This window comes from Phenylobacterium sp. (assembly GCF_004299445.1).
Lineage (GTDB): Bacteria > Pseudomonadota > Alphaproteobacteria > Caulobacterales > Caulobacteraceae > Phenylobacterium.
Genome location: NZ_SCTC01000083.1, coordinates 86,457 through 100,081, shown reverse-complemented (window position 1 = coordinate 100,081; position 13,625 = coordinate 86,457). Strand labels below are relative to the sequence as shown.

General features: G+C 68.8%; 10 protein-coding genes. 2 read left to right on the top strand and 8 right to left on the bottom strand.

Going from position 1 to position 13,625, the window contains the following annotated elements; all coding sequences use genetic code 11:
- Positions 1-56: 56 nt before the first annotated feature.
- Entirely contained in the window at positions 57-1,211 is a 1,155-nt protein-coding gene (locus EPN98_RS23555; RefSeq protein WP_293365405.1) for a saccharopine dehydrogenase NADP-binding domain-containing protein, read from the top strand.
- 47 nt (positions 1,212-1,258) lie between these two features.
- Here the strand turns inward: EPN98_RS23555 and EPN98_RS23550 are convergent, their stop codons facing one another.
- Together EPN98_RS23550 and radC are read right to left on the bottom strand one after the other, a co-directional pair.
- A complete protein-coding gene (locus tag EPN98_RS23550; protein WP_293365404.1) occupies positions 1,259-2,716 on the bottom strand; it encodes an MFS transporter in 1,458 nt (485 codons plus the stop codon).
- Positions 2,717-2,845: 129 nt separating this feature from the next.
- Complete coding sequence (radC, locus tag EPN98_RS23545) at positions 2,846-3,592, bottom strand: DNA repair protein RadC (RefSeq protein ID WP_293365403.1); 747 nt, start codon at positions 3,590-3,592, stop codon at positions 2,846-2,848.
- 122 nt (positions 3,593-3,714) lie between these two features.
- Here radC and EPN98_RS23540 point away from each other — a divergent pair, with 122 nt between their 5' ends.
- Entirely contained in the window at positions 3,715-4,002 is a 288-nt protein-coding gene (locus EPN98_RS23540; RefSeq protein ID WP_293365402.1) for a PEP-CTERM sorting domain-containing protein, read from the top strand.
- 16 nt (positions 4,003-4,018) lie between these two features.
- On the opposite strand, the gene EPN98_RS23535 is transcribed toward EPN98_RS23540, so the two are convergent.
- The 6 genes from EPN98_RS23535 to sfsA form a co-directional block, all read right to left on the bottom strand.
- A complete protein-coding gene (locus tag EPN98_RS23535) occupies positions 4,019-7,597 on the bottom strand; it encodes a M1 family aminopeptidase (RefSeq protein WP_293365401.1) in 3,579 nt (1,192 codons plus the stop codon).
- A 6-nt stretch (positions 7,598-7,603) separates the two neighbouring features.
- The gene (locus EPN98_RS23530; RefSeq protein WP_293365399.1) at positions 7,604-8,482 is read right to left on the bottom strand and encodes an ABC transporter ATP-binding protein; all 879 of its coding nucleotides are present in this window, start codon (positions 8,480-8,482) and stop codon (positions 7,604-7,606) included.
- 253 nt (positions 8,483-8,735) lie between these two features.
- Entirely contained in the window at positions 8,736-10,385 is a 1,650-nt protein-coding gene (locus EPN98_RS23525; protein ID WP_293365398.1) for a hypothetical protein, read from the bottom strand.
- 79 nt (positions 10,386-10,464) lie between these two features.
- Positions 10,465-11,283 carry a type I methionyl aminopeptidase gene (gene map, locus EPN98_RS23520; protein WP_293365397.1) on the bottom strand — a complete coding sequence of 273 codons (819 nt, stop codon included), beginning with the start codon at positions 11,281-11,283 and terminating at the stop codon, positions 10,465-10,467.
- A 98-nt stretch (positions 11,284-11,381) separates the two neighbouring features.
- Positions 11,382-12,749: an MATE family efflux transporter gene (locus tag EPN98_RS23515; RefSeq protein WP_293365396.1), complete on the bottom strand. Its 1,368-nt coding sequence runs from the start codon at positions 12,747-12,749 to the stop codon at positions 11,382-11,384.
- A gap of 50 nt (positions 12,750-12,799) precedes the next feature.
- On the bottom strand, positions 12,800-13,516 hold the full coding sequence (gene sfsA, locus EPN98_RS23510; protein ID WP_293365395.1) for a DNA/RNA nuclease SfsA: 717 nt from the start codon (positions 13,514-13,516) through the stop codon (positions 12,800-12,802).
- Positions 13,517-13,625 lie beyond the last annotated feature (109 nt).

The window sequence follows — 13,625 nt, the reverse complement described above, 5'->3', positions numbered from 1 at the left end:
ATTGAGGTGACGCTGTAAATTTGTAAGGTCGCGGGCCTTAAGCGGGAGGAACCCTGATGAACCCCAACGCCGAGTTCGACCTGATCGTCTATGGCGCCACCGGCTATACCGGCCGCCTCGTGGCCGAGCACCTGGCGCAGCGCTATGGCGTGGGCGGAGAGGTGAAGTGGGCCATGGCGGGCCGCTCGCAGGCCAAGCTGGAAGCGGTGCGCGACGAGATCGGGGCGCCCAAGGACACGCCGCTCGTCGTGGCCGACGCCGACGATCCGGCGCAGCTGGACGCGATGGTGAAGCGCGCCAAGGCGATCATCACGACGGTCGGGCCCTATCAGCTGTACGGCGACGCGTTGGTGGCCGCCTGCGCCAAGGCCGGGACCGACTACCTCGACCTGTCGGGCGAGCCCAACTGGATGCGCAAGATGATCGACGCGCACCACGAGACGGCGAAGGCCTCGGGCGCCCGGATCCTGCATTCCTGCGGCTTCGATTCGATTCCGTTCGAGGCGGGCGTGTGGTTCTGCCAGGAGACGGCGAAGGCCAAGCTGGGCGGCGTGGTTCCGCGCGTGAAGGGTCGGGTGCGGGACATGCGTGGCGGCCTCTCGGGCGGCACCGCGGCCAGCGGTGCGGCGACGATGGCGGCGATCCAGAAGGACCCTTCGCTGCTGGCGATCATGATGAGCCCGTTCGGCCTGACCCCGGGCTTCGAGGGCCCCGCCCAGCCGGCCGGCCAGACTGCGGAAGAGGACCCGGACGTGGGCCCGGTCGCGCCGTTCATGATGGCGGTGATCAACACCAAGAACGTTCACCGCTCGAACTTCCTGATGGGCCATCCCTATGGCGCGGACTTCGTCTACGACGAGATGGTGATGGGGGCGCCCGGCGCGGGCGGGCCGGGGTTCACCGACCTGGGCAGCATCCCCGGCGGCCCGCCGAAGCCCGGCGAGGGTCCGACCAAGGAAGAGCGCGAGGCGGGCTTCTACGACATCCTGTTCGTGGGGATCGCCAAGGACGGTCGGCAGGTGCGCGTGGCGGTAAAGGGCGACAAGGACCCGGGCTATGGCTCGACGTCCAAGATGCTGGCCGAGACGGCGATCGCGCTGGTCCGCGCGCCGGACGTGCAGGGCGGGGTTCTGACGCCCGCGGCCGCGCTGCAGGGGCGCCTGGTGGACCGGCTGCAGGCGAACGCCGGCCTGACGTTCGTAGTCGAGTAAGCCGGAGGGGCCCGGGGCGTTGGAGGCGCGCCCGGGACCTTTCGAACTCAGGACGCCTTGCGGGCCTCGGCGAGCTTGCGGAGGTTTTCCTCGTGGTCCGAACGGCTGAGCTTGTAGGTGCCCATGACGGCGATCATCGCCAGCCAGATCGACAGGATGGTGGGCACGTACAGCGCGCCGAACCGCCACAGCGTCTCGTCCGACACCTGATCGGGTGAGGCGCCGGTCGGGAATCCGGACACGGTCAGCACGAAGCCGGCGGCGATCACGCCCACCCCCTGGACCGTCTTGCGGATGAAGGTGGAGGCCGCAAAGAACAGGCCCTCGGATCGGCGGCCCGTCCGAAGTTCGGCCTGCTCGACCAGATCGGCCAGCATCGACGACGACAGGATCTGGAAACAGATGATCAGCCCGGTGTCGATCATGGTGGTCAGGACCACGACCGGGAAGTTGAAGGCCGGGTCGTCAGGCAAGACGCCGAACAACTTGAGGGTCACAGGCAGCGGCGCGCCGAGGAACGCCACGAGCCCGATGATGATGGCGCCCCGCTTCTTGCCCAGGGTGCGGGTGATGTACGGCGCCATGAGAGAGCCGATGATCGCCGAGCCGAAGACGCTGAACGTGATCCAGCCGATCTGCTGGGGATCGAACCGCCAGAAGTAGATGCTGAAGTAGAAGGCCAATGCGGCCGACAGCCCGGTCGCCACCGCGCCCAGCAGGGCGGCGAAGAACAGCGAGAGGAACGAGCGGTTCACGAGGGTCTCGATGATTTCGCGGAAGATGGCGCCCAGCGTCATGCTGCGCTTGGGCGGCGGCGGCTTCAGGTGGCGGATCCGGGCGTGCGTGCCGCCGGCCGACACAATGATCGCCAGGAAGATCAGCACCGAGGAGATGATGCCGTAGAGCTCGTAGGCCTCGCGGTTGAACCGCCCATCGGGGATGGCCGCCGTCACGAACATCGGGAACAGCGCCATGAACATGAGCACCGACATGATGTTGCCGCCCGTCCACCCGAAGTAGAACCGGAAGCTGAGCAGCGAGCTTCGCTGGTCGTAGTCGTCGGTCAATTCCGGCGCGAGGGCCGAACTGGGTGTTTCGTAGAAGGTTATGAAGGTGCGGATCAGCACCGCCATGACCAGCAGGTAGACGAAGAGCGCTTCGTCCGACCAACCCTGCGGCGGGTTCCACATCAGGAAATAGGTCGCCGCCACCGGGATGGCCGAAGCGTACATGAACGGGTGGCGCCGGCCGAACCGCGAGTGGAAGTTGTCGGACCAGTAGCCCACGATCGGATCGCTGATCGCATCGAGGACCAGAGCGGTGGTGATGGCCAAGCCCACGAGGCGCGCGTCGACCCCGATCACCTGGCTGTAGAACAGCAGCAGGAAGTAGTTGAAGCCGTTGTCTTTCACGCCATAGGCGACGGAACCGAAACCGTACGCCAGCTTGGTCCAGAGCGACGGCGCACCCACGGGCGCAACCTGGCCTTCCACGGTGCTCGTCATGCGTCCTGCCCTGCGGTTCCCGGTGCTTGCGACCGTTGGGGCCATAGTTTCGGCGAGGCGCGTTTTTGTAAACCGGTCGTTCAAATCGTCGGTGTCACCGCCTTGAGGCAGGGCTGACCGAAGGCTTCGTCACATCAGCCCCAGCGCCTTGAAGCTGGCGACGCCGTCGCGGCCCACCACCAGGTGGTCGTGGATGGCGATGCGCATCGGGCGGGCGGCGTTCACGATCTCGCGGGTCATGTCGACGTCGGCGCCGGACGGGGTCGGGTCGCCCGAGGGATGGTTGTGAACCAGGATCAGCGCGCTGGCGGACAGTTCGAGGGCGCGGCGCACCACTTCGCGCGGGTAGACCGGGGCATGGTCGACGGTGCCGCGGTTCATGATCTCGTCGGCGATCAACTGGTTCTTCTTGTCGAGGAAGATCACCCGGAACTGCTCGCGCGACTCGTGCGCCAGGGCGGTCTTCACATAGGCCAGCAACGCGGCCCACGACGAGATCACCGGCCGGCGGGCGACCTGTTCGCGCGACGCCCGCAGGGACGCCTCGTGGATGAGCTTGAGATCGAGGGCGACAGCGTCGCCTACGCCCCTCACGGTGCGCAGCTCCTCGGGCGTCGCGCCCAGGACGCCGCCCAGCGACCCGAAGCGGGCCAGAAGCTGCTTGGCCAAGGGCTTCACGTCGCCCCGAGGGATCGCCCGGAAGAGCAGCATCTCCAGCACTTCGTAGTCGGGCAGGGCGGCCAGGCCGCCGGCGGCCGCGCGGTCGCGCAGGCGTTCACGGTGGCCCAGGTGATGCGGCTGCGGCGCCGGCGCAGGCGGCGTACGCCACAGATCGGGCTGGGGGGCGGCGTCTTCGACGGCGTGGGGACGGGCCATGGCGAAGCTATTTGTTCCGCAATTGTTCTGATCTGGCAAGTCCCGCGTCCGACGCCCCCAATCGGGGGATGCCGCAATCGCCGGCACGTCGCACCCTGTGGCCACAAGGGGGGGTGCTGGCCATGAAGACGGGTACGATTCTCGGGGTCCTGGGGGCGGCCGCAGCCGTGGCGGCCATCGCGATCGCGGCGCCGGCGCGCTCCGCAGAGAATCCGCCGGGGCACACGTTCAACGGCGCGGTCACGGATTGTGGCGCCTATTGCGACACCGACAGCGCCGACCAGGAACTGATCGACGGCGCGCGCACATCGGGCGTCGTCCCCGAACCGTCGGCGTGGCTGCTGATGCTGACCGGCATCATCGCCCTGGGCGGCATGTTCCGGGCCGCCCGCCCGGCGTTCTCCGACTAGCTGTCGTGCGGGCGGGTCAGCCGCCCGTCGCCCGGATGGCGTTGTCGTCCGAGTTGCGGTCGATCTGCTTGTTGTAGGGATCGACACCCGCAAACTTCGGCGGCTTGTCCACCGTGACCGTCAGCCGCTGCACGCCCGACCGAAGCGGCACGGCGCGGAGCGAGAGGACGTTCGCACGGGCGAATCCGGGCTTACCCGGTTCGGCGTCGAACACGCCGACGTCAAACACCTCGCCCGTGGGGATCGCCACGGCCGTCTCGCGGCCCTGGCCGTCGGCGTAGGCCTTCCTGGCCTCGATCTCAAGCACCACGTCGTACCGGCCGTCGGCGCGCTTCTTCACCTCCGCCGTGCGGGTGCGCAGGTCGTAGATCGTGATCTTCTCGAAGAGGTCGGTGATCAGCTGCTGGGTCGCTGGATCGGGGCCGGCTTCGGCCCGCAGAGCGGCGATCAGGTCGGTCGAGCGGGGGTAGGGCGCGCCCTTGAAGGCGTACTGGGCCAGCAGGCGGCGAAGGGCGGCATTGACCTTGGCCTCGCCCATCCGGTCGCGCAGCAGGTACATGACCAGCGAGCCCTTGCGGTAGTGGATGTAGTCCTGGTTCTCGACGCGATAGAGCGGCTGCTCTTCGACCAGCTCTCCGGAACGGCTGCGCAGGTATCGGTCCAGCTCGAACTTGAGGAACTTGCGGATGCCGTCCTGGCCGTAGGTCTTCTCCATCACCAGCAGCGCCGAGTACTGGGCCAGCGTCTCTGAGAGGCTGGTGGCCCCCTGGACATCGGCGCCGATGATCTGGTGCGCCCACCACTGGTGGGCCAACTCGTGGGCCGTGACATAGGTCACGTAGTCGATCTTGTCGGGCTTGGTGTTGTCGGTGACGAAGCCGATGGCTTCGGAGTAGGGCATGGTGTTGGCGAACGCCTGCGCGAAGCGCTCATAGCCCGGGAACTCCAGGATCCGCGCCTGGCGGAACTGGTAGGGGCTGAAGTTGGCCTGGTAGTAGTCCAGGCCCGTCTTCAGCGACCCGATCATCCGGTCGACGTTCCAGGGATGCTGGGGGTCGTAGTAGATCGCCAGCTCGACGCCCTTGTAGACCTCGCGCTTGATCGCGTAGCGGGCCGACTGCACCGAGAAGAAGTTGAGCACCGGCGCTTCTGTGCGGAAGCGGATCGTGCGGCGGCCATCGCGGGTGGTGTCCGAGGTGATGTAGCCGGGCGCCACGGGGGTCTGGTTGGCGTCGGTCGTGACCGAGATGTCGGCGTTCACCCAGTCGCCGTTGGGGATGTAGTTGTGGGTGAGGCCGTTGGCGTCCTCCAGCTTGGGTGGCCGCAACTGGGGCGGCAGGCCGTACTTCCGTCGCTTGGCGCGATCCTGCAGCAGGCCCATTCGGTCCATGCCGACCAACGGACCGAACTCGAAGTTGTTCACGAACGTGCCGTTGTCGACGATGCGGGTGGTGTTGCCGCTGTTCTTGAAGCCGCGCTGCTGCATCACGGTCTCGAACGACAGGGCCGTGCGCTGGCCGGGCTCGAGCGGCCGGTCGAAGGTGAAGATGCGATAGTTGAACCTGTCGAAGGTCCGCACCCGGCCGGCGCCGTTCACGCTCATCTGCAGGGCCTTGGTGTCGCGGGCCAGCCGCACGTGCAGTTCGCGGATCGGCACGCCGGTGTCGTTCACCAGCTCATAGACGCCCTCGGTCTCCAGCCTGGGCTGGTGGGGATAGAGGTCGAGGTCGAGGTGCACGGCGGTGACCGACGGCTGGGGCAGGTTCTCGTACTTCAGGAACGCTTTCTCGTAATCGGCCTGCCATTCCTCGTTCTGGAGGGTGGTGCGGTATTCGTTCCAGACGTTGGTGTTGACGAAGATGTAGCTGCCTAGGCCCACGAACGCGACGAGCGCGGCCAGGCCGAACACGCCGGCCAGGCTCAGCATCCGCCGAGGCAGCCGGCGCAGGCGGGGCTGCAGGCGGATTTCGGTCCCGCGGCGCCAGAGGCCGTACGTCAGTACGACAAGCAGGATGGCGAAGGCGGTCCAGTAGGCGCGGACCCAGCCGGCGAAGCGGGCATAGTCGCCTTGGCCGTTCATGTCGGACAGGGGCAGACGGCCTTCGGGCACCGCGCCGTAGTTGTAGAGGACGTGCTCGAAGCCCAGCTGGTTCAGCGAGATCGAGGCGATCAGGTAGAGGACCATGAGGCCCCATCCCACGAACTTGTGGGGCGAGATCGCCTGGAAGAACACGGCCAGGATGGCGATCAGCGTCCAGTCCAGGGCCGTCGGCAGGGCGTACCAGAGAAGGTATTTCTCCATCTGGAAGTCGAAGAACCCTTTCGACGCCTGGACCGCGATCCCGGCCACGACGCTGACCAGCAGGGTGGCCACCAGCACCAGGGAGAGGGCGATCGTCTTGGGGACGATGAAGGTCCAGTCGGGGGCGGGGGTGGCGTCCACGATCTCGTGGGTCTTGCGGTCGCGCTCTCGCCAGACCAGTTCGCCGGCGTAGTAGATGGCGATCACGATCACCACGAGCGTGAAACTGCCTTCCAGCGTGGTGATCACCCAGCGGGTCACCGGGTAGAGAGCCGCGCCCTGCAGCTCGGCGCCGAGCAAGAGCGCGCCGGCCGAATTGAAGAGGCCGATGAACAGCAGCACCGCGAAGGCGGGGCTCTTGAACACCTGGCTCATCTCGAAGCGGGTGCGCTCGATGATCTGGGTCAGAGCAGCCTCTCGCGGCCGGGGCCGTGCCAGAGGACGCGGCGGCGGCGGCGGATCGGCCTCACTCTTCGCGGCCTTGCGGGCGTGGGCGCCCTTGGTCTCGAAGCGGTAGGCGAAATAGGCGATGGCCAGGATGGCCAGCGACACGGGAACCCAGATCACCCTGTTCCACAGCAGCGGCCCCTCGATGGGGGGCATCATCGCGTTGGCTTCCGAGGCGGTGTAGTAGCGCGTCGCCAGATCGAACGCGGCCAGGCCGAAGGGCTCCAGGAACGCCGCCAGCAACAGCTTGTCGGGGTCGCCCAGCATGGCGTTTGCGGCCACGTAGGCGACCAGGAAGGCGGCCACGCCCAGGTAGGTGGCCATCATCGATCGTGTGGCGGTGGCCAGCGAGAAGAAGATCGCCGACGTCAGGAACAGGCCCGGCAGCACCAGCCAGAAGTAGGCGAAGGCATAGTCGCCGATGCGGTTCGGCCCCATCGTCTCGGGGTCGACCCACCACATCAACGAGCCCGCCACGATGGCCAGCGGCACGAAGAGGAACGACAGGGCGACCGCGGCGAAGGCGCCGGCGAAACGGCCGTAGAGGTAGTCGAACTTCGAGATCCGCGTTGAGCGGATGATCGGACCGAACCCCGTCTCGTCGTCGCGCACCACCACGTTGGCCACGAACGCCGTCGAGGCGAACATGAAGAACACCGTCATCGTCAGCATGATCTCGCCCATGGCGCGGGGGGAGTTCTTGTGGACGTTGCCGCCCGAGCCGATGGAGATCACGTCGACCGCGGTCGCGGCGAAGACGATCAGGAAGAAGATGAGGCCGGCGATCCAGAAGATCGGCTGGCGAAGCTGGTAGCGCAGCTCGAAGGCCGCGATCTTGCCGAACATCTGCGTCTAGGCCGCGCGACGGGAAGCGTCGAGCGTCGACATGTAGACGTGTTCGAGATCGGGCTCGGCCTCGCGGAAGGCGGGATCGGGCGCGCGATCGGCGACCACGTGGATCACGGCGCGTCCGGCCGACAGCCGGTTGGAGATGATCCGGTTCCGCTCGCCCTCGGCCGGCAGCTCGCTGCGGTCGATGGTCTTGGTCCACACCTTGCCGGAGAGTTCGGCCACCAGTTCGGCGGGAACGCCCTCCTTGAGGATCCGGCCGGCGGCGAGGACCGCCATGCGCGGGCACAGCTCGGCCACATCGTCCACGATGTGGGTCGACAGGATGACCACGACATTCTCGCCGATCTCGGCCAGCAGGTTGAGGAAGCGGTTGCGTTCCTCGGGGTCGAGTCCGGCGGTCGGCTCGTCGACGATGATCAATGAGGGCCGCCCGATCAGCGCCTGGGCGATGCCGAATCGCTGGCGCATGCCGCCCGAGTAGCCGGAGACCCACTTCTTGCGGTCGTTCCAGAGGTTCACCTGGGTGAGCAGCGTCTCGACGGTGTCCTTGCGCTCGCCCTTGCCGGCGATGCCCTTGAGGACCGCCATGTGATCGAGCAGGTCGACGGCCGAAACGCGCGGATAGACCCCGAAGTCCTGCGGCAGATAGCCCAGCGTGCGGCGCAGCTTCTCGGGCTCTGCCACCACGTCGATATCGCCGAAGCGGATCGATCCGGAGGTCGGCGCCTGCAGCGTCGCGATGAGACGCATGAGGGTCGATTTGCCGGCGCCGTTGGGGCCCAGCAGGCCGAACATGCCCTTGCCGATCTCGAGATCGACGCCATCCAGCGCGCGCGTCCCGTTCGGGTAGACGTGCGTCAGGCCTTTGATCGAAAGCATTCTAATCCGACTTCCACCCCATCCCAGGTCCAGGCTGCCTCAACGCGGTCGCAAGGGGCAAGTGAGGGATGTGTAACTTACGGCGCGTTACGCCTTGGCGGACGCGAAGGAGGGCGATGATGCGGCGGTTTCGACGGGCCATGCCGGCGCTCACGGCAGTGTCGCTGACGCCATCGGCGCTGTCGGCCTTCCTGACGCGGGAGCGTACGACGCTGCTGCTCGGCGAGCGGTAGCCCGTGGGGGCGGGCTTGCCTCAGGTGAGGTCGAGCGGGATCTTCGCCACGTCGCCGACGTAGGCCTTGCGGGCCTGGGCGCGCCATTGGGCGGCCTGGGCCTTGTCGGCCTTCTCCAGGATGCGCAGCGCCAGGCCGTCCTGTGGCCACTCGACCAGGCTGGCCTTGGCTTCGCGGATAGCCTCGGCGTTGCGGCCGGCCTTCAGGTGGGCGGCGGCCAGGCTGCGACGGACCGGATACCACCAGGGCGGCGGGTCGAAGTTCTTGGGCACCGGATAGGCCTTCTCCTGCGCCGCAGCGGCCTCGGCGAAGTGGCGCACGGCTTCCTCGGGCTTTCCGGTGACCATGGCGGCGCGACCGCGCAGGACGCCCTCGGCCACGGCGGCCATCTCGGCCTCGCCGCCGAGGTCGCCGGTCTGGGCGCCCTGGGCGATGACCGCCCGGATCGCCTCGGCCTCGCGACGCACGCCGGCCGCGTCGCCCTTCGCGGCGAAGGCCTCACCGCGCGCGTAGTGGCGATAGATGCGCAGGAACCGGCCGTCGTCCGGGTCCTGCGGCACGGCCAGCGCGCGGTCGGGCGCATAGCGGCCCAGCGCCACGAGGCTGCGGGCGCGCGACATGACGCGGTTGCGGGGCAGGCCGGCGGCCTTGAAGCCCTTCTCGGCGTGGTCGGCGTAGCGCAGCGCCAACGCCTCGTCGCCCGCCATCAGCGCGCCCGAGAGACCGAACAGGTAGTTGTGCAGGTAGTAGCGCTGGGCCAGCGAGCCCGAGGTCGGCAGGGTCGACTGGCTTTCGACATCCACCTTCAGGGCCCGGGCGTTGGAGAGCGCGACGTCCTCGTAGTGGCCGACCCGCATCATGGTGTGGGTGCCCATGTGCACCAGATGGCCCGAGCCGGGGGCCAGGTCGGCCAGCCGTTCGGCATAGGGCAGAGCCAGGGGCGCGCGCTGCGCGAACTCAGTGGCATGGATGTAGTAGTGGATGGCTGCGGCGTCGTCGGGGTTGGCCTTCAGCACCGCCTCGATGATGGCGATCGAGCGTTCGACGCCGGAGAAGTCGTCCTGTCGGGCCGGGATGATCAAGGCGTGCGCCGCCAGATTGGCGACCAGCACGTCGCTGGGATTGGCCTTGTAGAGCTCGTCCAGGTCGCGGCCGAACGCCTTCTCGCGCCCGCCCGACGGCGGGGGCGTCTCGGCGTAGCGGGCCAGGAGCGCGGTCGCCAGGCCCTTGGCGCGCACGTCGTCGGGCTTGGCCAGGGCCAGCGCGCGCTTGGCGGCGTCACGGGCGACCACCGTCTCGGCGGGCGTGATGCCGGTGTTCAGCGTCGGGCCCAGCGACAGCGCCACGCCCGAGGCGCAGAGGCTGCAGTTCGGGTCCAGCGCCGCGGCGCGGGCGAAGGCGGCCTTGGCCTCGTCGTGGGCGAAGGCGTGGTAGAGGCGAAGCGCGTGGTTGAACCAGGCCGCGGCGTCCGGATTGGCGGTGTCGACCGCGTAGGTCCCGTTGCCCATGCCGGGCAGCATCACGCCGGTGGCGGCGCCCACGGTGGAGGCGGCGGCGTCCTCGGCGCCGCAGATGAAGCCGATGCCGACGAGCGACGAACTCATGCCGGGCGCGAGCGCCGTCGGCGCGGTGGCGAAGATGGCGGCGGCCAGGCTGATCGCGAGTTTCATGGCGCGAGCATCGCCCCCGGAGTGCGCCGGGGCAAGAGCGGGGCCTTACCTGCCGCCGCTACGGGGGGAGGTGAACGCGTCAGGCCGCCAGGATGGCCGGGCGGAACTGGCCGGTGGGCGAGGCGGTGAAGATCTCGACGCCGTCCTCGGTGACGCCCACCGAGTGTTCGCACTGGGCCGACAGCGACTTGTCGCGGGTGACCGCCGTCCAGCCGTCGGCCAGCAGCTTCACGGGATGTTTGCCCAGGTTCACCATCGGCTCGATCGTGAAGAACATGCCGGCCTTCAGGACCTCGCCCGTGCCCTTCTGGCCGAAGTGCAGGATGTTGGGGGCGTCGTGGAACACGCGGCCCAGGCCGTGGCCGCAAAAGTCGCGCACCACCGAGCAGCGCATGCTCTCGACGTATTGTTGGATGGCCGCGCCGATGTCGCCGGTGCGATTGCCGGGCTTCACCTGGGCCAGGCCGCGCTCGAGCGCTTCGTAGGTCACGTCGACCAGACGCTTGGCCCGCGGCGCGACGGCGCCGACGCCGTACATGCGGCTGGTGTCGCCGTGCCAGCCGTCGACGATGACGGTCACGTCGATGTTGGCGATGTCGCCCTCGCGGAGCGTCCGCTCGCCGGGGATGCCATGGCAGACGACGTGGTTGGGGCTGATGCAGACGGTCTTGGTGTAGCCGCGGTAGCCCAGGCAGGCGGGCAGGGCGCCGTGATCCAGGATGAACTCGCGCGCCAGGTCGTCCAGCTTCTCGGTGACCACGCCGGGAACGACGTAGGGCTCCAGCATGTCGAGGCATTCGGCGGCCAGACGGCCGGCCTTGCGCATGCCCTCGAACCCCTCGGGTCCGTGCAGCTTGATCTGGCCGGTGCGATAGTCGCCGTCGAGGGTGTCGGTCATGGGAGGCTCCAGGAGAGCCTATGTCGCGATCCTGGCACGGAAAATCAACCGCTTGGTCGCTGGCGCGACAGGGCGCCGCCGTTGAAGGCGAGGTCGGTCTAGGCGGGTCGGGTGGTCGGGCGCGGCCCCCACGGGGTCATGGCGACGAAGGCGACCGACGCTGTGCCGGCTGTGACCATGCCGGCCGCCACCAGCGCGAAAAGGGTCCAGTCCGGCGCGTCGTTGGCCAGCAGCGCCCAGCCGCCCACCGCGATCACCACCAGCCGCAAGGTCCCGGCCAGCAGCGGTCCGCCGATGCGCCCGGCGCCCTGGGCGGCAAAGTAGAGCGAGAGGTTGAGGCCGAAGAACACGAAAGCCGGTCCTGCGAACCGGAGGTAGAGGGACGCGGCGGCGGCGACGCCGGGATCGCGCGTGAAGATGCTGACCCACAGGCCCGGCGCCACCGCCAGGATGATCCCGATGACGCCCAAACCGGCGCCGCCCATGACGCCCGCTGTCCACGCCACCCGACGAGCACGGGCGACCTGGTCTGCGCCGATGGCGATGCCGACCATCGGCAGGGCCGCGACGCCGACCGAGAAGGCGATGGGGACCAGCAGGAACTCCATCCTCGAACCGATGCCGTAGCCGGCCAGGGTCTCGGTGCCGAACCGGGCGGCGATGGCGGTGAGGATCAGGATGGCGCCGACGGTCTGCAGGGGCGACAGGAGGGCCGGCGCGCCGACGCGCAGGATGTCGGCGAAGGCGTCGCGGCGCAGGGGGCCGATGAAGCGGAGCCGGATCTTGGCCCGCGGCGACCTGAGGATGACCAGGAACGCAGCGGTCGAAAGCAGCGCGGTTGTCGCCTGGCCCAGCGCCACGCCCATCAGGCCCAGCGCTGGCGCGGGCCCCCAGCCGAAGCAGAGCGAGCCGCCGATCACCACCTGCAGCGCCGCGCCGCCCACCATCACCACCGAGGGCCGCGCCATGTCGCCTGTGGCGCGCAGCACCGAGGCCATGACGTTCAGCAGCCAGATCGCCACGGCGACCGAGAACACGACGCCGGCGTAGGTCACGGCAAGTTGCAGCGTCTCGCCGCGCCCGCCCAGCAGATGGAACAGGGCCCCGCCGAACAATGTGAGGGTCAGCGTGAAGATCAGCCCGAACCCCAGAGCGATCCACGCGCCGTGGCGCGCGAGAACCTCGGCCCGGGCGATGTCGCCGGCCCCGATGGCGCGGCTGACGGCGGAGGAGACGCCGCCCCCCATCGCGCCCCCGCTCATCATTCCCATCAGCATGAACATCGGGAACACCAGCGCCGCCGCGGCCAACGGCTCGCGGCCGAGTGCGCCGATGTAGGCGGTCTCGGCGATGGAGACCGCGGTCGAGGCCACCATGCCGATGAGGTTGGGCGCTGCGAGGCGCGCGAGGGTGGGCGCCACGGGCGCGGTGAGCAGGGGGTGTGGCGCAGGCGCGGCGGCGGTCATCGGCGCAGCTAACGCCGTTGCCCTAGCGTCCGGCTATCGGATGCGCAGGGTCAGGGCGCCAGGTTGGCGCCCAGCCAGGGTATGCGGTCGGCGAGGGTGACGCCGGATGGGGCGATGGCGCAGCGGTAGGCCAGCACCTCGACGCCGCGGGCGGCCGCCTCGGTGAGGCCATGGGCGTAGGCCGGGTCGAGGTCGGCGCAGGCCTGGAAGGCGTCGCAGTCGGTGCGCTGGATGACGAACAGCATCACGGCGCGTTCGCCCGCCTCGACCATGGCGGTGAGCTCGCGCAGGTGCTTCAGGGAGCGGGCGGCCACGCAGTCGGGGAACTCGGCCAGGCTGTCCGCGCGGCGCAGGTGGACGTTCTTGACCTCCAGCCAGCAGCGCGCGCGCTCGGGGTGGTCCAGCAGGAAATCGACGCGGGAGTTCGCGCCGTACTTCACCTCGCGACGATGGGTGGCGTAGCCGGACACCTCGGGGATGGCGCCCTCGGCCAGCGCCTCGGCGACGATGCGGTTGGGGTGCAGGGTGTTGATGCCGACCAGGCCGCCGTCCACCTCCACCAGCTCCAGGGTGTGGGCCAGCTTGCGCTTGGGGTCGTCCGACTTCGACACCCAGGCGGGGAGGCCCGGCGTGTTCAGTCCCAGCATCGCCCCGGGATTGGGGCAGTGGGCGGTGATCGGCGTCCCGTCCTCCAGCACCACGTCGGCGAAGAAGCGCTTGTAGCGGCTGACCAGGGTTCCGCGGACGAGGGGGGAGGGGAAGAGCATGGGTGAGCCCTTAGCGGCGAGCGGCGGCGACGGAAACCACTGGGGCGCGATCCACGTCCGGAACCGGTCGGTCCTTGACCGCCCGGGGCGGTCGCGCCAACTGGGAAGC

Coding starts and splice junctions, on each gene's coding strand:
- EPN98_RS23555 (WP_293365405.1), top strand. CDS start 57: ATGAACCCCAACGCCGAGTTCGACCTGATCGTCTATGGCGCCACCGGC.
- EPN98_RS23550 (WP_293365404.1), bottom strand. CDS start 2,716: ATGACGAGCACCGTGGAAGGCCAGGTTGCGCCCGTGGGTGCGCCGTCG.
- radC (WP_293365403.1), bottom strand. CDS start 3,592: ATGGCCCGTCCCCACGCCGTCGAAGACGCCGCCCCCCAGCCCGATCTG.
- EPN98_RS23540 (WP_293365402.1), top strand. CDS start 3,715: ATGAAGACGGGTACGATTCTCGGGGTCCTGGGGGCGGCCGCAGCCGTG.
- EPN98_RS23535 (WP_293365401.1), bottom strand. CDS start 7,597: ATGTTCGGCAAGATCGCGGCCTTCGAGCTGCGCTACCAGCTTCGCCAG.
- EPN98_RS23530 (WP_293365399.1), bottom strand. CDS start 8,482: ATGCTTTCGATCAAAGGCCTGACGCACGTCTACCCGAACGGGACGCGC.
- EPN98_RS23525 (WP_293365398.1), bottom strand. CDS start 10,385: ATGAAACTCGCGATCAGCCTGGCCGCCGCCATCTTCGCCACCGCGCCG.
- map (WP_293365397.1), bottom strand. CDS start 11,283: ATGACCGACACCCTCGACGGCGACTATCGCACCGGCCAGATCAAGCTG.
- EPN98_RS23515 (WP_293365396.1), bottom strand. CDS start 12,749: ATGACCGCCGCCGCGCCTGCGCCACACCCCCTGCTCACCGCGCCCGTG.
- sfsA (WP_293365395.1), bottom strand. CDS start 13,516: ATGCTCTTCCCCTCCCCCCTCGTCCGCGGAACCCTGGTCAGCCGCTAC.